Genomic DNA, 17,451 nt, shown 5'->3' with positions numbered 1-17,451 from the left:
TCGAGCTCGAGCTCGAGCTCGCGCAGCTGCGCGGCCGTGGCCTCGACGCGGTCGTCGTGCTGCTGCAGCGCAGCCGTGGCGTCCGCCAGCGTCTCGGCCTGCGTGGCGGCTTCGCGGACCTCGCTCGCGGCCCGTGCCGCGGTCCGCCGCAGCGCATCCGCGTCCTCGGTGCCGGCGAGCTCGCGGGCGGCGGCGAGGCGCTCGCGGAGCGCCGTGAGCGCGTCGGCGTCCTCGTCGCGGGCCGCGGTGGCCGCGGTGGCAGCCGCCTCGGCCTCCTCGAGCTGCTGCTCGTCGACGAGCCCGTCCTCGGGCGCGGGCGCGGGATCCGGGTGCTCGAGCGCACCGCACACCGCGCAGGCCTCGCCCGGCCGCAGCTGCTGCGCGAGCTCGGCGGCGAACCCGTCCAGCCGGCGGCGCTGCAGCGCGAGCAGCGCTTCGGTCGCGGTGACCGCGGCCTCGCGCAGCGCGAGCTGCTGCTGCTGGGCCGCCTGCTCGGCGGCGACGAGCTCGTCGCGGCGCCCGGCCGCCTCGGCGCGCTGCTCGGCGGCCGTGGCGGCGGCCTGCAGCCCGGGCAGCACGGACGTGGCCTCCTGCGCCCGCCTGGTGGCGTCCAGCAGCCCGGGGCGGATCTCGGTGGCGCCGCGAACCGCCTCGCGCAGCTCCTCGACCTGCCCCGCGAGCGCTCGGCGACGGTCCCCGAGCGCGTCGAGCTTCTCGGTGGCCTCCTCGACCGTCTCTTCGAGCGGCAGGAGCGACTCCGCGGCGCCCGCACTGCGACGCCGCTCGTCGGCGAGCGCCCCGAGATCCTCGGGGGACGGCGATGGGGACGGCAGGGGGACGCCGGCCGCGCGGGCGGCGACCAGGGCTCCTGCGGCGGCTGCCTCGGCGGCCTGCGCCGCGTCGCGTCGGGTGTGCCACGCGGCGAGCAGCGGCAGGGACGGGGCCGCCTGCCGTGCCAGCTGCAGCTCCTCGGCGGCCCGGTCACGGTCCGGCCGGCCCTCCGTGTGCGCTGCGAGCCGCGTCGCGGCGGTCCGCGCCTGTTCCTGCGCCTCCGCCAGCGCCTGCGCGGTGCTCAGCGCAGCTTCGGCGGCCTCGCGCGCGGCGATCGCCTGCTGCTCGGCCTCCGTGGCGGTGTCGGACTCGGCCTCGGCGACGACGGCCTGCGCGTCGATCCACTCGACGGCGCACGACGGCGCGGCGGGCCAGTCCTCCGGCGGCGCAGGCGCGTCCTCGAGCCCGGCGGGGTTGACGACCTGGGCCGCACGCGAGACGAGGTCGGAGACGGTGCGCATCGCGGACTCCGCGGCGCTGCGCGCGGCGTCGCGCTCGGTCTTGAGCCACCGCTCGACACCCTCGAAGCGGCTGACGTCGAAGAGATCCGCGAGCAGCTTCTGGCGGTCGTCGCTCCTGGCGTGCAGGAACTGCTGGAACTGGCCCTGCGGGAGCAGCACGACCTGGCAGAACTGCTGCGGGGTCATGCCCAGGAGCTCGCGGAGCTCGTGCCCGGCCTCGTCGAGCCGGTTGGAGATCACGGCCTCGGTGCCGTCCGCCTCGATCTGCCACAGCGTCACCTCCGCCTTCGCGGTGGTCGTGCCCTCGCCACGCAGGCGCGCGCGCTCCTGCTCGGGACGCCGACGGACCTTGAGGCGGCGACCGCGGAGCGTGAGCTCGAGCACGACCTCGGTGGGCGTGGCCGCGTCGGCGTGGGTCGAACGCAGGCCCTTCACCGGGCGGGTCCCGGGCACCTGTCCGTAGAGCGCGAAGGCGATCGCGTCCAGGATCGTGGACTTCCCGGCGCCGGTGCGACCGGTCAGGAGGAACAGCCCGGCGTCGTTGAGCGCGTCGAAGTCGATCCGCTCCCGCCCGGGGAACGCCAGGAACGCCTGGAGCTCGAGGCGATGCAGGCGCATCAGGCGCGCACCTCGGCGGCCCGGCGCTCGGCGAAGGCCCGGTCCAGGAGGTCCGACTCGGCCTCGCTGGCGACGGTGCCGCGGACGTCCTGGACGAACCGCTCGACCAGCTCACGATCGCTGAGGCCCTCGAGGCGCTCCGCGTAGGAGCCCTCCTCGAGCGGGCGGGCCCCCTGGGGGTCGAACTGCAACGAGACCGCGTGGGGGAACCGCGACCGCAGACGGGCCATCGTCTCGGGCGGTTGCACGGCGTCGGTGATCGTGGCCTGCACCCACGCGTCCTCGTGGATCTCGAGCTCCGGGGCCCGCAGGAGCTCGTCCAGCGTCCCGCGGAGCGTCGCGAGCGCCCGGGGCACGGGACACGGCACCAGCTCGACGGTGCTGCCGAGGCCGAGCACCTCGACGATCGCGGTGCTCTTGGCGTGGCGGGCCTCGGAGAACGACAGGGCCACCGGGGAGCCCGCGTAGCGGCCGAGGTCGCCCACGCTCTGCGGCCCGTGCAGGTGCCCGAGCGCGAGGTAGTCGACGCCGTCGAACACGGAGGCGGCCACCGACGCCGACCCGCCGACCGTGAGGTCGCGCTCGCTGTCGGACACGGCGGCGCCCGTCACGAAGGCGTGGGCCACGACCGCGCTCGGCGTCTGCGGCGACCGGTGATGCAGGTCGGCGCGGACCCGGTCCATCGCGGCTTCCAGCACGGCGCCGTGGCTGCGATCCTGGACGCCGAGCTCCGCGCGGACCACGTCGGGTTCGAGGTAGGGGACGGGGTAGACGACGCCGTCGGCGACGGGGATCGCGCAGCCCACGTCCGCGACGCGCGTGCGGACGTGCAGCCCGGCGCGGTCGAACATCCGCGCCCCGAACCCGAGGCGGTCGATCGAGTCGTGGTTGCCGCTGATGACGATCACCGGGCAGATCTCGCTCAGGCGCTCCAGGGCCTGACTCGCGAGACGGATCGCGTCCACGGGCGGGAGCGCGCGGTCGTAGACGTCTCCCGCCACGACGACGGCGTCGACCTTCGCATCGCGGGCGAGCGCGACGAGGTGATCGATCACGGCGGCGTGGGCGTCGAGCAGCGACTCACCGTGGAAGGTGCGACCCAGGTGCCAGTCGGCGGTGTGGAGCAAACGCATCATCGACGAGGATGTCGCCCGCGTCGGACGCGATCTGACGGTCGTGCACCACGTCTTGCAGACGGCCCCGCGCCGCCCCGAGATCAGGCCTCCGGGGGTGCCTCGTCCCGCGCCAGCCGGGCGCGCCACCAGCGCCACAGGCCCTCGAGCTGGTGGTGCAGCGGCTGGGCGCTGGGCTTGCGGCGCTGGATCCGACCGAGCGCCTCGTCGGGCTCGATCCCGTGCTGCACGGCCAGGATCGCCGCGGCGACCGTCGCCGAGCGCTGCCAGCCGGCCCGGCAGTGGACGTAGACGGTCTCGCCCTCCTGCAACCACGGCACGACCGTCTGCACGCCTCGCTCCAGTGCCCCCGGCAGGACGTCGCCGAAGTCCACGAGGCCGAGGCGCTCCTCCACGATGCCGCGGCGGGCGTAGGCGCGCTCGACGTCCTCGCGCTCGCCGGGCTCGTACTCCCGGTCCTCGCAGAGGTTGAGCACCCGCGTGACGCCCGTTCGCTCCACCAGCCGCCGGACGTCCTCCTCCTCGAGCGGGTAGCCGCCGGTCACGAGACCACCGTCGTCCACCACCACGAAGCCGTAGGTGTCGAACCAGTCGGACATGGCGGCAACGGTAGCGTCTGGTCGACGATGCCCCGTGAGCCGCTTGCGCAGGCCCTCGCCGATGCGGGAGGGGCCGAGGCGCCCCGCGATCACCACGCACGCCTGCGGCGGTTGGTGCGCGACGAGCTGCGTCGCGGTGTCGCAGAGCTCGCCCGGTCCCGCTCGGGGCACGACGATCCCCTGGTGGTCCCGATCGCCGCCGGGACGACCTCCACGGCGCCGGGAGCCATCGCCGTCGCCCCCGTGGACGCGGCCCTCCGCGCGGACCCCGACGCGGTCTCCGAACGCGGCTGGCTGCTGGTGGCGGCACTCGTCGGTGCGCTCGTGGACGCGGGAGCCGAGGCGCACCGGCTGCGCGTCGGCACCTGGGACGGTCACCTCGCCCTCCACCTGCCGGGCCCCGTCGACCTCGAGCTGGCGGTCATCGCGTTCGACGAGGTGCACGTGCTGGGGATCGACCGCCTGCGAGCGCACGCCCTCGCGTTCCCCTCCGGAGTCCTCGACGGGATCGAGGATCTCCGCGACCCGATCGGCCCGACCCATCCGCTGCGGGTCGCCGGTCAGGTGGCGGCGCTCGGCGGCCGTCCGGCCGACCCGGCGTCCGTGGCCGAGCACGAGGACGCCGTCCTGGCCCGGCTGGAGGCCCGGTCCCCGGACGCCTCCCGTCGCGCACCGCGTCCCCACGAGGATCCCGACCCCGCCCGGCGCGTCGCCCGCCGGATCCTGCAGCGGCTCGACGGCATGGGGAAGTGGGGTGGATACCACACCGAGTTCTCCCATCTCGCTCGGGGGTTCGCGGGCAACGACCGCGCGCTGGCCGAGTCCGTGGGGGAGGCCCTTCTGGCCGTCGGCCTCCTGAAGGAGAAGCCCAGCGTGGGGCAGCGCCACGTCTGCCTGAACCCCGGTCGGGCGGCGGACATCCGGGCGGCGATCGACCTCGGGGCCCTGCCGTCGGAGCTGGTCCTGCCATCGACCGGATGACGGTCTGACGCCGTGTCGAGTTCCGGGATGGTTGACTAGTCAGGTGAACGTTCTCGGACAGGTGACCCAGAAGCTCTTCACGGTGCGGACGCTGGTGGATGCCGGCATGGTCCGTCCGGCGAGGCCCGACCGACTGCTGCGGACCGGTCTGGCCCTCGCGAAATGGGGGCCGACGCCCGCGGCGGGCTACACCGCCAGCGCGATCCGCTACCCGGACGACGCGGCGGTCATCGACGAGCTGGGGACCCTCACGTTCGCGGAGGTGGCCCGGCGATCCAACGCCCTCGCCGACAGCCTGGCCAAGCGCGGCGTGGGCGAGGGCGACGGCGTGGCGATCATGTGCCGCAACCACCGCGGCTTCATCGACATCACGGTCGCCTGCTCGAAGCTCGGCGCCAACGCGCTGTTCCTGAACACGATGTTCGCCCGTCCGCAGATCACCGACGTGTGCGACCGCGAGGCCCCCGCGGCCGTGGTGTACGACGAGGAGTTCGCGGACCTCGTGCAGGACGCGGTCCAGGACCGGCAGCACTTCGTGGCCTGGACGGAGGACGGCAGCGACCACGCGGTCCCGTCGCTCGAGCAGCTCATCGCCGAGGGCGACGACGCCGACCGCACGCCGCCTTCGGAGAAGGGCCGCGTCGTGATCCTCACCTCCGGCACCACCGGGACCCCCAAGGGCGCCAACCGCAAGCAGCCCGAGTCCCTGGATCCTGCCGCGGCGCTGTTCTCGAAGATCCCGTTGAAGGCGCGCGAGCGCACGCACATCGCGGCGCCGATGTTCCACTCCTGGGGCTTCGCGCACTTCACGCTGGGGATGGGCCTGAGCTCCACGCTCGTCCTGCGGCGACGCTTCACCCCCGAGGGTGCGCTCGACGCGGTCGCCGAGCACGGGTGCACGGCGCTGATCGTCGTCCCCGTGATGCTCCAGCGGATGCTCGAGCTCCCGACGGACACGATCGCCAAGTACGACACCTCGACGCTGCGGGTCATCGGCGCATCGGGCTCCGCCCTCCCGGGCGAGCTGGGCCTCCGGGTGATGGATGCCTTCGGGGACGTGCTCTACAACCTCTACGGCTCCACCGAGGTGGCGTGGGCGACGATCGCCACGCCGCAGGACCTCCGCGCCGCGCCGGGCACGGCCGGGAAGCCTCCGCGCGGCACCATCGTCCGGCTCTACGACGACCAGGGGCGGCCCGTGGCGGCCGGGTCGACCGGCCGCATCTTCGTCGGTAACGAGATGCTCTTCGAGGGCTACACCGGCGGCGGCGGCAAGGACGTCATCGATGGGCTCATGTCGACCGGCGACGTCGGCCACTTCGACGACGGCGGCCGGCTGTTCGTCGACGGTCGCGACGACGAGATGATCGTCTCGGGCGGCGAGAACGTCTTCCCCCGCGAGGTCGAGGACCTCATGTCCGACCACGAGGCGATCGACGAGGCAGCCGTCATCGGCGTCCCGGACGAGCAGTTCGGGCAGCGTCTCAAGGCCTTCGCGGTCGTCACCGACGGGCAGTCGGTCACCGAGGACGAGCTCAAGGCCTACATCAAGTCCAACCTCGCCTCATACAAGGTGCCGCGCGAGATCGTGTTCATGGACGAGCTGCCGCGCAACGCGACCGGCAAGGTGCTCAAGCGCGAGCTGAAGGACCAGTAGCGGGGCGCGGAAGCCCCGCGCCACCTGCTGCCCGCGCGGACGGCAGGCGCACGATCGGCCGCCGCGAGACGCGTCGTGCGGTGGGACGGCGCGCGACGGGTGCTCGCTACCCTCAGGCCATGGGCCAGCTCACCGACACCTTCGACCTCGCGCCCCTGAAGCTCGTGTCCGGCGAGGGGCGCCGGCTCGACGGTCTGGTCGTCCGTCTCGACCCGCTGGACTTCGGCGGCCAGGAGTACGCGGTCGTCCCGTCCGAGATCCCGATCGTCCTCGACGTCTCGCGGATGACGGGGGGCGGCTACGCGCTGCGCCTGCGCTTCGAGGCAGGCCTGCGTGGGCCGTGCATGCGCTGCCTGCAGCCGGCGCAGCCCGTCACGACCGTCGACGCCCGTGAGGTCGACGTGCCGGGCGAGACCGCCGAGGACCTCACCAGCCCGTACATGGACGGTGAGGAGCTCGACGTCCGGGCCTGGACCCGGGATGCGTTCCACCTCGCCCTGCCGACCGCGGTGCTGTGCCGCTCGGACTGCCGCGGTCTGTGCCCGGAATGCGGGATCGACCTCAACACCGCGGACCCCGACCATCACCACGAGCGCGGTCCGGACCCGCGCTGGGCGAAGCTCCGCGAGCTCGATCTCAGCGGCAGCTCGGCACCGGACGAGCACTGACGGCCCGAGCAGGTGCGGTGGCCGGCGTGCCGTGGCGCCCGACGGCCCCCGTCCTGACGCCCCGTCACAGATAGACGCCGCTGGGCAGGTACGGCGTCATGGGCCCGAGATCGCCGCGAACGCAGACCGCGCCGTCGGCGGAGAGCGGAAGGCCCGCCTGGAGGACGACGTCGACGGCCCACGGCTGCTGCCCGGTGAGCCAGTCGACGTGGAGCGTCGCGCCCGGGGTCCCGCCCAGGAGGCAGGCCCACAGGAGGTCACGGGCGGCCTCGCTGTCACGCGCGGCGAGGACGGTGGGAGAGCCGTCGCCGTCACGGATCGCCCAGCCCTCGCCGTCCAGCACGATCGGCGTGCCCTCGTACAGCGCGAAGCCCTCGAGGTCCCCCGCGTGGGATGCCCCCCGGACGTGGCGTGAGAGGTCACGCGCGGCGGCCACGAGCGCCGGGTCGTCCCAGGTCGTCTCGCGGGAGCGCAGCGAGGCGCGGTCCGGGGCGGCGTGACGGTCGACGATCCCGCAGCCCGCCAGGGTGGGATGCAGCGTGAAACCCGCGCGAGCGTACCGGCGCAGCGCGCGAGCGTCGAGCGTCGCGCAGATGATCGCGCCCCGGCAGCCGTCGCCGTAGGCGAGTGCGGCGTCCAGGACCCGCCGTCCGATCCCCTGCGCCTGGAACCCCGGCTCGACGCCGAACAGCGACAGCCCCCACACCCCTTCGCGCACCATCGCCAGCGCGGTCGCCACGGGGCGGCCGTCGACCTCGGCCGTCCAGCATCCGCCCGGGTCGAGCTCGAGGAACCTCCGCATGCGCGCCTCGTTGCGGCGGGTGCGCACCGCTCCGTCGTCGCGCGTCAGGAACTCGACCGGCACCTGCGCGGAGATGGCGTCCCACGCCAGCGCGGCGCAGGCAGGGACGTCCTCGTCGCGGATCGGACGGATGATGGCCTCGGCAGACACGGTCGGGAAGTCAAGCAGCCGCTCCGGAACGCTTTCGTCTACTCTTCCCAGTTCGTTATGGCCGTCCCGAAGCAGAAGCAGTCGCACAGCCGCACCTCGAAGCGCCGCGCGCAGCACAAGATGGCTGCTCCGGTCTTCAACGCGTGCCCGCAGTGCCACAGCCCCCGTCGTCCCCATCGGGTCTGCCCGGTGTGCGGCACGTACAAGGGTGTCGAGGTCGTCGCGCCGGATGCGCACGATCACGACCACGACCACGACCACTAGCCCCCTGACGGGACCGTGACCGAGCAGGTCACCGTCGCCGTCGACGCCGGGGGAGCGGATCTCGGTCCGTCCGAGGTCGCCGCCGGAGCCGCGATCGCCGCGGAGCGCGGCGTCCGGGTCAAGCTGTTCGGGGATGCGTCGCGCATCGACTCGGTGCCGTCCGGCGTCGAGGTCATCGACGCGCCGCTCTCGATCGCCAAGGAGCCCGACGCGGCCCGAGCCGTGCGGGCGAACCCCGGTTCCTCGATCGTGCAAGCGGTCCGGGCGGTCGCGGCGGGCGAGGCCGACGCGTTCGTCAGCGGCGGGTCGACGGGCGCCGCGCTCGCCGCGGGGCTGTTCGACATCAAGCGTGGGCGCGGCATCCACCGCCCGGCGCTCGCCGTCCCGATCCCGGTCCCGGGAGCGCCGGTCACCCTGCTGGACGTCGGGGCCAACGTCGAGGTCCGCGCGGATCACCTCGTGCAGTTCGCGTTCATGGGTGCGGCCTTCGCCCAGTCCGTGCTGGGGATCGAGCGGCCCCGCGTCGCCCTGCTCTCCAACGGCGAGGAGGCGACGAAGGGGACCTCGGTCGTCGTCGCGGCCCACGAGGAGATCGCCCGGCGCGCCGCCGCCTCGCCGATCCTCGAGTTCGTCGGCAACGTCGAGGGGACCGATGTCGTCGCCGGCGCAGCCGACGTCGTGGTGACCGACGGCTTCACCGGCAACGTCGCGCTGAAGCTGATCGAAGGCGTCTCGCAGATGATGATCGGCGCGATCCGCGACGTGGCGACGAGCACGCCGCGGGCCAAGGCCGGCGGTCTGCTGCTGCGGCCGGCGCTGCGTGGCTTCCGTGACGAGATCGACCCGGAGGGTCCCGGCGGCGCCTACCTGCTCGGGCTGCGCCGGCTGGGCGTCGTCCCGCACGGCCGGTTCACCCGCTTCGGCTTCTCCCAGGCGATCCTGCTTGCGGCCCGTGGCGTGACCGGCGACGTGGTCGGCCGGACCCACGGCGCGCTGGAATCCGCCGGCGCGTTGCGGGCCCGACCCTCCGCCGCCGACGCGAATTCTCCGCAAGGTGCGGACGGTTCCGACGATCGTTCGTCCCCGTCCGATCCCTCGTCTACGGTGTCCGCGCCATGACTCGCGAAGAGGTGTTCACGCTCATCCGCACGCACCTGGCCGACGAGCTGGACGTCGACCCGTCCGTGATCGGTGAGGAGAGCCGGTTCAAGGAGGACCTGTCGGCCGACAGCCTCGACCTCTACACGCTCGTGCAGGAGCTCGAGGACTCCTACGGCGTGCAGATGTCCGACGAGCAGGCCGTCCGCATCCTGACCGTCGGTCAGGCGGTCGATTTCGTCCTCGAGCACGCGCCGGCCTGACGCCGACGTGGAGCTGCTGCGCGCACTTCTCGAGGATCTGCCGGACGACCTGTCGCGGCAGGTCTTCACGCACGCGTCCTGGACCGACCGTTCGTCGGACTCCTACGAGCGCCTCGCCTTCCTGGGCGACAGCGTCCTGGGCCTGGCGATCACCGCCCACCTCTATCCGCGGCTGGAGGCCGAGCGCTACGGCGCGGGTCGGCTGACGAAGATCCGTGCGCAGACGGTGTCCGGGTCGGCCTGCCGTCGGGTCGCCGAGCGCCTGGACGTGCCGGATCGCATGCGGGCGGTCGCCCCGGAGGGACAGGGGCACAGCGCCGTGGCGCTGGAGACCGAGCGCGTCCTGTCGTCGGTGACGGAGGCGGTCATCGGCGCCTGCTACCTGACCGCGGGGTACGAGCGCACGGCGGAGGCGGTCGTCGAGGCCTTCGCCCCCGAGCTCGACGACGCGCTGGCGAACCCCGTGGACTTCAAGTCCACGCTGCAGGAACGGCTGGCCCGGCGCGGCGCGATCGTGGTGTACGCCGTGACCGCCGAGCACGGACCCCCGCACGACCGCGAGTTCGAGGTCACCGCGCGGGTCGACGCATCGGTCGTGGGAACCGGCCGGGGCCGGACGAAGAAGCACGCCGAGCAGGAGGCCGCCCGGGTCGCCCTGGAGCAGCTGGACGGCAGTGGCGCGGCGCTGGCCGCGGGAGAGTGAGGCGCAGATGCATCTGAAGTCGATCGTGCTCAAGGGGTTCAAGTCGTTCCCGGACCGGACGAAGCTGGACTTCGGCACCGGCGTGAGCGTCATCGTCGGCCCCAACGGCTCCGGCAAGTCGAACGTCACCGACGCGGTGCTGTGGGCCATGGGCGAGCAGTCCCCGCTCGCGGTCCGCGGCCAGTCCATGCAGGACGTGATCTTCGGGGGCGGCCGCGGGGTGCAGGCGCGCGCGAGCGCCGAGGTCGAGATCGTGCTCGACAACGCCGACGGCACGGTCGACCTGCCGCTCAGCGAGATCTCGATCGTCCGGCGCCTGGACCGCAACGGCGACGGCGAGTACCGGCTCAACGGGGCGAAGTGCCGCCTGGTCGACGTCCTCGAGGTGCTGTCGGACACGGGGCTGGGCAAGGAGATGCACTCCGTCGTCTCGCAGGGCCGGGTCACCGCGATCGTCACCTCCAAGCCCAAGGACCGTCGGCTCCTCATCGAGGAGGCCGCGGGGCTGGGCAAGCACCGCAAGCGCCGTCGCCGGGCCCAGTTGAAGCTGGAACGCACGCAGGACAACCTCGACCGGGCGCTGGACGTCGAGCGCGAGGCCCGCTCGCGGCTGCGCCCGCTGAAGCGCCAGGCCGAGGCGGCCGAGCTGCACGAGCGGCTGGAGCGCCAGACGCTGGAGGCCCGCTGGGAGCTCGCGCGGGACACCGTGCGGTCCAAGCGTGCGGAGAAGGCGGCTGCCGAGGCCACCGCCGCCGAGGCGCGGTCCGCGCGTGACGCGGCCCAGGCCGAGCTCGCGGCGGTCGCCGTGCGACGGGAGGCCGCCGAGGAGGCGCTCGCCAAGCGCACGGAGCAGCGCGAGGCCCTGATGCGACGGGTGAACGCCGCGCGTTCGGGCGTCGACCGGTTGGAGGTGCGGCTCGAGCGCACCCGCGACACGGCCCAGACGCTGGCCGAGCGAGCGGAGGGCAGGGCGCGCCAGCTGCAGGTCCTGCAGGCCCAGATCGTCGAGGACCAGCCCGACGAGGCCGGACTCCAGCGGATCGAGCACCTCGAGGCTGAGCTGACGCAGCTCGATGCGGAGCGCGAGAGCGCCCTGGCCCGCGAGGTGGAGGCGCTGGAGGCCAGGCGGGTCGCGGCCGCCGATCGCGTCACCGAGCTCGACGCCGAGGTCCAGCGGGCGCGCGAGGCCCTGCGGGAGGCCGACGCGGTCATGGACCTGGCCCGCACGCAGCGGCGCGCCGCCGAGGCGACGGCCGAGAAGGCCCGCCGCGAGGCGGCGAAGCTCGGTGCGGAGCTGGCGTCCGCCAACCAGTTCCTGCGCTCCCACACGAGCGCTCCGGGCGGCGCGCGGGCGCTCGCCGACGAGCTCGAGGTCGAGGAGGGCTGCGAGCTCGCGCTGTCGGCCGCGCTGGGCGGTCGGATGACCGCCGGCATCGTGTCCGACGTGGCCGCCGCCCGCGACCTGCTGCAGAAGGTCGGTCGTGACGGAGGGCGTGCCCTGGTCGCCGGTGATGTGGCCGCGGCGCCCGCGCAGGCAGCGACGGCGCCCGGCCCCGACGCCCGTCGGCTCGCCGACCTCGTCCGGGGGCCGGAGCCGGCCCTCGGCATCGCCCGTCGCCTCCTGGCCGATGCGTGGGTGGTCGAGGACCTCGAGGGGCTGCCCGCCACGTTCACCGGCATCGCCGTCACGACCGATGGGCGCGCCTGGTTCGGTGCCACGCGCGAGATGGTTCGCGCCGCGCAGGGCGGCAGCGAGCGGGTGCTGGCCGAGCGCAACCGCCGCGACCGGCTGATCGCCGCCAGCGAGACGGCCATCCAGGAGGAGCAGACCGCGCTGAAGGCGGTCGAGGCGGCCGGTGGGGCCATGGCCGCCGCGGACACCACGCGCGAGGAGGCCGACCGCGCCGTGCGCGAGGCGGAGCGGGCGCGCAACGCCGCCCGGGAGGACGAGCGTCAGACCGCCCTGCTGATCAAGCAGCGCGGGGATGCGCCGGAGGACGCGGCCACGGCGGTGCGCCGGGCGCAGGTGGAGGGCGAGCTCGCCGCCGAGCGCCGTGTCGCGGACCGGGCCGCCCGGGAGCGCGAGGAGCGCGCCCAGCGGGTCGCGTTCCTCACGGCGAAGCTCGAGCGCGATGTCGCCCTGGCACCGGTGGCGGAGCGGCTGGCGACCGCCCTCGCCGCAGCGCTGGAGGCCGTGAAGGCGCAGGTCGAGTCCTTCGACGCGGCGCTCTCCGCCGATCGTCAGGCGGGGGAGGGTGTCGCGGCGGAGCTCCGCGCCTGCGCCGCGGAGGAGGCGCGGATCCAGCAGCACCTGCGCGAGCGCGGCGACCAACTGACCTCCGCCGAGGTCCGCGCGCAACAGGCGCGTGACCACGAGGAGGAGGCCGCGCACGAGCTCGAGCACCTCGCCGAGCGGCTCGGGCTCGCCGCCGAGCCGTCGGACGAGCCACTCGACGACGAGTCGGTGGCGGCGCTGCGCCAGCGCATCGAGCGGCTGGTGAAGCGTCGCGAGCAGCTCGGTCCGGTCAACCCGTTGGCGAAGGCCGAGTACGAGGAGGCGATCGCGCACGTCGAGGAGATGGAGCGGCAGCGCGGCGACCTCGAGACCGCCCTTCGTGAGCTGAGGACGTTCATCAAGGACACCGACAAGCAGATCCAGGAGACCTTCGAGCAGACGTTCAACGCCGCTGCCGCGAACTTCGAGGAGCTGGCGGCCCGGCTGTTCCCGGGCGGCAAGGGCCGTCTGCGGCTCGTCCGCGAGGACAGCGGTCCGCGTCCGGTCGTCGGGGGGCAACCCGTGGACAGCGGCGATGGCGTCGCGGAGGTGGCGGCGGAGGCGGCCGCCGAGGCCGCTGCCGAGGCCGAGGCCGCCGACGAGACCGGTCTGGACCCCGACGAGACCCTCGGCGTGGAGATCGAGATCACGCCGGCCGGCAAGGCGATGAAGCGCCTGTCGCTGCTGTCGGGCGGGGAGAAGTCGATGACCGCGATCGCCTTCCTCTTCAGCGTCTTCCTCGCCAAGCCGTGCCCGTTCTACATCCTCGACGAGGTCGAGGCGGCGCTGGACGACCTCAACATCGGCCGGTTCCTCGACCTGCTGGAGACGTACGCCGATCGGGCGCAGTTCATCGTCGTGACCCACCAGAAGCGCACGATGGAGGCGGCGGACACGCTCTACGGCGTCTCGATGGGGGGCGACGGCGTCTCGAAGGTGATCTCGCGCAAGCTGCCGCCGAAGGATCTCGTGGCCGAGACCGAGGCGGAGCGCGCCGGAGCCGGCGTTGCCTGAGCCGCTGCTCTAGCCTCGCAGCATGGGCAAACGTGCACGCAAGCGGTCGGGTCCTCAGGACACCGCGGACGGCGAGGGCCCAGGCGAAGCGACGACGCCGGTCGCCGATGACGAGCCGCCCGCGGACGACCAGGCACCCGAGCCGTTCGGTCCCGACGCCCGCCTGCGCGAGGTCTCGCTGCTCGTCGAGGAGGTCGACTACGTCCACCAGCTCTACCGCTGGCTGATCCTCACGGGCGAGGTGCCGAAGGCGCAGGAGTGGTTGAAGAAGGAGCCCTGGCCGCACCCGGACTACGTCATCGACGTCTTCGGCTCGTGGGAGAAGTTCCTCGCCCACGCGGGCATCCCGGGCTCGCCGCTGCTCGCCCGCCTGCGCGAGGCCGACGCGGCGGCGAAGGACCTTGCGGCGCGCGAGAAGCAGGCGGCCAAGGAGCTGGCCCGGGTCGAGGACCTGCGTCGCCAGGTCGAGACCGCGCGAGCCACCCGCGACAGCGTCCAGAACGAGCGCGACGAGCACCGCGCGCGGGCCGAGCGGCTCCAGGGCGCGCTCACCGCGGCAGAGGCCCGTGCCGCCGCCGCCGAGCAGGCGCTCCACGAGCGCTCGGTGGCCGCGGCGCAGAGCGCCGACGACGCTCCCGACGCCGCGCTCCAAGCGCTGGGCGACGAGCTGGCCGCCGTCCGCGCGCACCGCGAGGAGCTCCTGTCCCGCCTCGAAGGCCTCGAGGAGCAGGCGCGGGCCGACGCCAGGACGATCGCCCGTCTCTCGACGCTGCTCGCCGCGGGGACCGCCGGCGACGCGCCGGCGTCGGCGCCGGACGAGGACGCCGGCGCTCCCGCGACCGTGCTGCAGGCCGTGGAACGCGCGGCGGCCGACGCCGAGCACCTCGTCTTCACCGGCGCCGCGCGGGAGTCGGCGGCGGACAGCCCCTACCGCCGGCCGCAGGACGTCCTCGACACGCTGCGGCGCCTGGACCGGCTCGCGTCCCTGCACGCCGATCCGGACGGCTTCGGACGCTCGCTCGCCCAGGCGGCCACCGAGCTCGGGCTGACGTGGCGGCAGGACGTCTCCGACCTGGCCCGATCGCGCAGCCCCCACGAGTACACGGTGACCCACGAAGGGTCGCGACTGGACCTCGGACCGCACGTGGCCCTGGGGTCCGGGTCAGGGGCGGGCTTCATCGCTCGGATCTACCTGCACGTCGCGGATGGGTCGGGGCCGGTGCCACGCGGCATCTACGTCGGACACGTGGGCCGGCACCTGCCGGACACCACGACCTGATCGGCCCAAGCCGCCGGCCGGATCCGCGGCTCAGCGCCCGTCCCCGCGACGCGCCGAGGCGTCCGCGGGCTTCAGCTCGATCCAGGTCGCGCGGCCGGCGGCGAGCACGTGCCCGGCGACGTCGACGAGCCAGACCGCGTTGGTCCGCTTGCGGCCCTGGTGCTCCAGCGGCGCGCTGAGGATCAGGTGCTCGGCGCCCGCCGCCGGGACCGGCCTGCGGACGTCGACGGCGAAGCGGCCCAGCACGATCGGACGGGTGCCCGTCGGGTCCTGGGCGGGCGCGCTGCTGGGGCAGTCCATCGCCGCCCACACGAGGAGCGGATCCACCGCTCCCGATCCGTCCGGCCGCCAGGTGACGCCCCACAGCCGCTCCTGCGGATCGAGCTCCCCGGCGAAGAGGCACAGGCCGTCCCCGGCGGCCCGGTCCGGGCCACAGCCGAAGCACGTGGGGAAGGGGTGGTAGCGGCGCAGGACCTCACGGGTCGGCATCGCCGCCGCCACGCGGGCCGGGTCGATGCTGGGTGGCGGCCCGATCTCGACGGCGGTCGTGCCGGCCGTGGCGATCGCCCTCGCGACCCCGTCCCGATGCACCAGCGTCGCGCTCGTGCGGTCCGGGGCGACCTCGAGCATCAGCGGCGTCCGCAGCGGCGGCGGAGCGAGCAGCGTCACCTCCGCGGGCCCCGAGATCGCGGTCCCGAGCAGTCCGGCGCTGTACCCGCCGTGGGCGCTGCCGGGCGGACCGTTGAAGCGGGATCCGATCTCCACCTCTCGCGAGTTCACAGCGCCTTCTCCGCGAAGAACGTGGCCATCGGATTGCCGTTGAAGTTCGGGATCTCCGCGTAGCCCTCCGAGAGGTACAGGCGCCGGGCGTGCTCCTGTCTGGGACCGGTGTCGAGCCGCGCGACCGTGTAGCCCAGCCGGCGCGCCCGGTCCTCCAACTCGTGCAGGAGCACCCGTGCGACGCCCTGGCCCCGGGACCGCGGGGTGACGAACATCTTCTTGATCTCGCAGGCGCCCTCCTCCAGGCGCTTGACCCCGCCGCAGCACACCGCCACGTCACCGATCCGGCCGACCACGAAGGTGCCGTGCGGTGGCGACAGCTCGTCCGGTCCGGCCTTCGGCATGTCGGGGCCGTCGAGCTGCAGGCCGTCGTAGAGCAGCTCGATCTCCTCCCGCATCGCCTGCGCGAGCGCGGCGCCGTCCCCACGGTCGACGTGCTCCGGGCGGAACTCGACGTTCGGTGCCATGCGGGTATCGTCGCCGATCCGATGCCTCGCGACTGGTCAGACCTCTTCCTCGTCGACGGGACCGCTGCCGCCGCGTCTGCGGCCGACGAGTCCCCCGAGAAGCGCCGCGGCTTCTTCAAGCGCCTGCGGGAGAACATGTCCAAGACGCGCCAGGCCCTCGGCGCGGAGATCCAGGCCACCCTGTTCGACACGCTGAACGAGGAGACCTGGGAGCGCCTCGAGGAGGCGCTGATCATGGCCGACGTGGGCGCTGCCACGACCGCAAGGGTGGTGGCGCAGCTCGAGGCGGAGGCCGAGTCCGGGACGGTCGAGGGAGGCGAGGCGCTGACCGCCCGCCTCGTCGAACTGCTGGCCGGCATCGCCCGGCCGCAGGAGCCGGACGCGGGCAGGATCGACCTGCGTCACGCGCCGACCGTGATCATGGCGGTCGGCGTCAACGGCACCGGCAAGACGACGACGATCGGGAAGCTCGCCTGGCACCTGCAGCAGGAGCTCGGCAAGCGGGTCGTGCTCGGCGCGGCGGACACGTTCCGGGCCGCCGCCACCGAGCAGCTCCAGGGCTGGGCCGCTCGCGCGGGCTGCGACATCGTGGTCGGCGCCGAGGGGAGCGATCCGGGGGCGGTCGCCTTCGACGCGGTCGCCCGCGGGCGCGAGCAGGGCGCGGACGTGATCATCATCGACACCGCCGGACGGCTCCACAACCAGGAGCACCTGATGGACGAGCTCGCGAAGATCCGCCGCGTGATCCAGAAGCAGATGCCCGACGCCCCGCACGAGACGCTGCTCACCGTGGATGCCACCACCGGGCAGAACGGCCTGCGTCAGGCGCAGCTCTTCTCGCAGGCGGTGCCGGTGAACGGCGTGGTGCTCACGAAGCTCGACGGCACCGCCAAGGGCGGGATCGCCCTCGCGATCGCCGGCGAGCTGAACCTGCCGGTGAAGCTCATCGGGATCGGGGAGTCGCTGGAGGACCTGCGCCCGTTCGACGCCGACGACTTCGCCCGGGCCCTGCTGGACGGCGCCGAGCCCGGCTGATCAAGGCCGGTCGCGACCGAGCACCCGGCCGCTGAGGCGTCGGCCCGGGTCCGCTGCACGGGCGGCCGAACACGGTGTGGTTCGCCACCAGCAGGACACGACCGCGGGCCCGGATGTTCTCCACCCCGGTGAACCGGGGCGCGGTCCACCACCGCATCGGCGCCAGGGCGGTGGCGGCGGCGAGGACCGCCTGGTCCGAGGGCGTGGGCGGGATCGCGTACGGCGTGCCGGGCGGCATCGGCCGCCGACCCTGTCCGCAGCCGCCCGAGACCGATCTGGGACCAGCGGTAGCTCCCGTGCGCCATCCGTGGCGGATAGGCTCACGCCATGGACGAGTGGGTGCTCTGGATCCTCCTGGCGGTCGCGCTGTCGG

At 74.0% G+C, this 17,451-nt stretch carries 16 protein-coding genes; 10 read left to right on the top strand and 6 right to left on the bottom strand.

Features of this window, described 5'->3' with window-relative positions; translation table 11 throughout:
- From ABYE80_RS06530 to ABYE80_RS06520, 3 genes are all read right to left on the bottom strand, one after another.
- Positions 1-1,910, bottom strand: a 1,910-nt coding sequence (locus ABYE80_RS06530) for an AAA family ATPase (RefSeq protein WP_372789458.1), incomplete at its 3' end; no start/stop codon positions are given.
- The gene (locus tag ABYE80_RS06525) at positions 1,910-3,043 is read right to left on the bottom strand and encodes an exonuclease SbcCD subunit D (protein WP_372789459.1); all 1,134 of its coding nucleotides are present in this window, start codon (positions 3,041-3,043) and stop codon (positions 1,910-1,912) included. The genes ABYE80_RS06530 and ABYE80_RS06525, both read right to left, overlap by 1 nt.
- Before the next feature lie 83 nt (positions 3,044-3,126).
- Entirely contained in the window at positions 3,127-3,642 is a 516-nt protein-coding gene (locus ABYE80_RS06520) for a dual specificity protein phosphatase family protein (RefSeq protein ID WP_372789457.1), read from the bottom strand.
- Between the two features lie 27 nt (positions 3,643-3,669).
- Between ABYE80_RS06520 and ABYE80_RS06515 the strand changes: the two genes are divergently transcribed.
- The 3 genes from ABYE80_RS06515 (at position 3,670) to ABYE80_RS06505 (ending at position 6,948) form a co-directional block, all read left to right on the top strand.
- Positions 3,670-4,623 carry a hypothetical protein gene (locus ABYE80_RS06515; RefSeq protein WP_372789456.1) on the top strand — a complete coding sequence of 318 codons (954 nt, stop codon included), beginning with the start codon at positions 3,670-3,672 and terminating at the stop codon, positions 4,621-4,623.
- Positions 4,624-4,666: 43 nt separating this feature from the next.
- Positions 4,667-6,280 (top strand): acyl-CoA synthetase, encoded by a 1,614-nt coding sequence (locus ABYE80_RS06510; RefSeq protein WP_372789455.1) that lies wholly within the window; start codon positions 4,667-4,669, stop codon positions 6,278-6,280.
- A 119-nt stretch (positions 6,281-6,399) separates the two neighbouring features.
- Complete coding sequence (locus ABYE80_RS06505; RefSeq protein ID WP_372789454.1) at positions 6,400-6,948, top strand: DUF177 domain-containing protein; 549 nt, start codon at positions 6,400-6,402, stop codon at positions 6,946-6,948.
- Between the two features lie 64 nt (positions 6,949-7,012).
- Here the strand turns inward: ABYE80_RS06505 and ABYE80_RS06500 are convergent, their stop codons facing one another.
- The gene (locus tag ABYE80_RS06500; RefSeq protein WP_372789453.1) at positions 7,013-7,900 is read right to left on the bottom strand and encodes a GNAT family N-acetyltransferase; all 888 of its coding nucleotides are present in this window, start codon (positions 7,898-7,900) and stop codon (positions 7,013-7,015) included.
- 57 nt (positions 7,901-7,957) lie between these two features.
- On the opposite strand from ABYE80_RS06500, the gene rpmF reads away from it, so the two are divergent.
- From rpmF to ABYE80_RS06470, 6 genes are read left to right on the top strand one after another with little or no spacing between them, the layout of a single operon-like run.
- Entirely contained in the window at positions 7,958-8,164 is a 207-nt protein-coding gene (rpmF, locus tag ABYE80_RS06495; RefSeq protein WP_372789452.1) for a 50S ribosomal protein L32, read from the top strand.
- 15 nt (positions 8,165-8,179) lie between these two features.
- On the top strand, positions 8,180-9,283 hold the full coding sequence (gene plsX, locus ABYE80_RS06490; RefSeq protein ID WP_372789451.1) for a phosphate acyltransferase PlsX: 1,104 nt from the start codon (positions 8,180-8,182) through the stop codon (positions 9,281-9,283).
- Positions 9,280-9,525: an acyl carrier protein gene (gene acpP / locus ABYE80_RS06485; protein ID WP_372789450.1), complete on the top strand. Its 246-nt coding sequence runs from the start codon at positions 9,280-9,282 to the stop codon at positions 9,523-9,525. Before plsX ends, acpP begins: the two co-directional genes overlap by 4 nt.
- Positions 9,526-9,532: 7 nt before the next feature.
- Positions 9,533-10,228 (top strand): ribonuclease III family protein, encoded by a 696-nt coding sequence (locus ABYE80_RS06480; protein WP_372789449.1) that lies wholly within the window; start codon positions 9,533-9,535, stop codon positions 10,226-10,228.
- 7 nt (positions 10,229-10,235) lie between these two features.
- Entirely contained in the window at positions 10,236-13,517 is a 3,282-nt protein-coding gene (locus ABYE80_RS06475) for a chromosome segregation SMC family protein (RefSeq protein ID WP_372789448.1), read from the top strand.
- A 22-nt stretch (positions 13,518-13,539) separates the two neighbouring features.
- A complete protein-coding gene (locus ABYE80_RS06470; RefSeq protein WP_372789447.1) occupies positions 13,540-14,796 on the top strand; it encodes a hypothetical protein in 1,257 nt (418 codons plus the stop codon).
- 30 nt (positions 14,797-14,826) lie between these two features.
- Here the strand turns inward: ABYE80_RS06470 and ABYE80_RS06465 are convergent, their stop codons facing one another.
- Together ABYE80_RS06465 and ABYE80_RS06460 are read right to left on the bottom strand one after the other, a co-directional pair.
- The gene (locus ABYE80_RS06465) at positions 14,827-15,576 is read right to left on the bottom strand and encodes a hypothetical protein (RefSeq protein WP_372789446.1); all 750 of its coding nucleotides are present in this window, start codon (positions 15,574-15,576) and stop codon (positions 14,827-14,829) included.
- Positions 15,573-16,043 (bottom strand): GNAT family N-acetyltransferase, encoded by a 471-nt coding sequence (locus tag ABYE80_RS06460; protein ID WP_372789445.1) that lies wholly within the window; start codon positions 16,041-16,043, stop codon positions 15,573-15,575. The genes ABYE80_RS06465 and ABYE80_RS06460 overlap by 4 nt, the downstream gene beginning before the upstream one ends.
- Positions 16,044-16,064: 21 nt before the next feature.
- Here ABYE80_RS06460 and ftsY point away from each other — a divergent pair, with 21 nt between their 5' ends.
- Entirely contained in the window at positions 16,065-17,078 is a 1,014-nt protein-coding gene (ftsY, locus tag ABYE80_RS06455; RefSeq protein WP_372789444.1) for a signal recognition particle-docking protein FtsY, read from the top strand.
- Positions 17,079-17,451 lie beyond the last annotated feature (373 nt).

This window comes from Paraconexibacter sp. (genome assembly GCF_041602235.1).
Taxonomy (GTDB): domain Bacteria; phylum Actinomycetota; class Thermoleophilia; order Solirubrobacterales; family Solirubrobacteraceae; genus Paraconexibacter.
The sequence above is the reverse complement of the archived record's forward strand: the minus strand, read 5'-3'. Positions and strand labels throughout refer to the sequence as shown.

Bases quoted from the DNA above. Each gene is read 5' to 3' on its own strand.
- rpmF (WP_372789452.1), top strand. From the start codon at position 7,958: ATGGCCGTCCCGAAGCAGAAGCAGTCGCACAGCCGCACCTCGAAGCGC.
- ABYE80_RS06460 (WP_372789445.1), bottom strand. From the start codon at position 16,043: ATGGCACCGAACGTCGAGTTCCGCCCGGAGCACGTCGACCGTGGGGAC.
- ftsY (WP_372789444.1), top strand. From the start codon at position 16,065: ATGCCTCGCGACTGGTCAGACCTCTTCCTCGTCGACGGGACCGCTGCC.
- ABYE80_RS06475 (WP_372789448.1), top strand. From the start codon at position 10,236: ATGCATCTGAAGTCGATCGTGCTCAAGGGGTTCAAGTCGTTCCCGGAC.
- ABYE80_RS06525 (WP_372789459.1), bottom strand. From the start codon at position 3,043: ATGCGTTTGCTCCACACCGCCGACTGGCACCTGGGTCGCACCTTCCAC.
- ABYE80_RS06515 (WP_372789456.1), top strand. From the start codon at position 3,670: ATGCCCCGTGAGCCGCTTGCGCAGGCCCTCGCCGATGCGGGAGGGGCC.
- ABYE80_RS06505 (WP_372789454.1), top strand. From the start codon at position 6,400: ATGGGCCAGCTCACCGACACCTTCGACCTCGCGCCCCTGAAGCTCGTG.
- ABYE80_RS06470 (WP_372789447.1), top strand. From the start codon at position 13,540: ATGGGCAAACGTGCACGCAAGCGGTCGGGTCCTCAGGACACCGCGGAC.
- ABYE80_RS06520 (WP_372789457.1), bottom strand. From the start codon at position 3,642: ATGTCCGACTGGTTCGACACCTACGGCTTCGTGGTGGTGGACGACGGT.
- acpP (WP_372789450.1), top strand. From the start codon at position 9,280: ATGACTCGCGAAGAGGTGTTCACGCTCATCCGCACGCACCTGGCCGAC.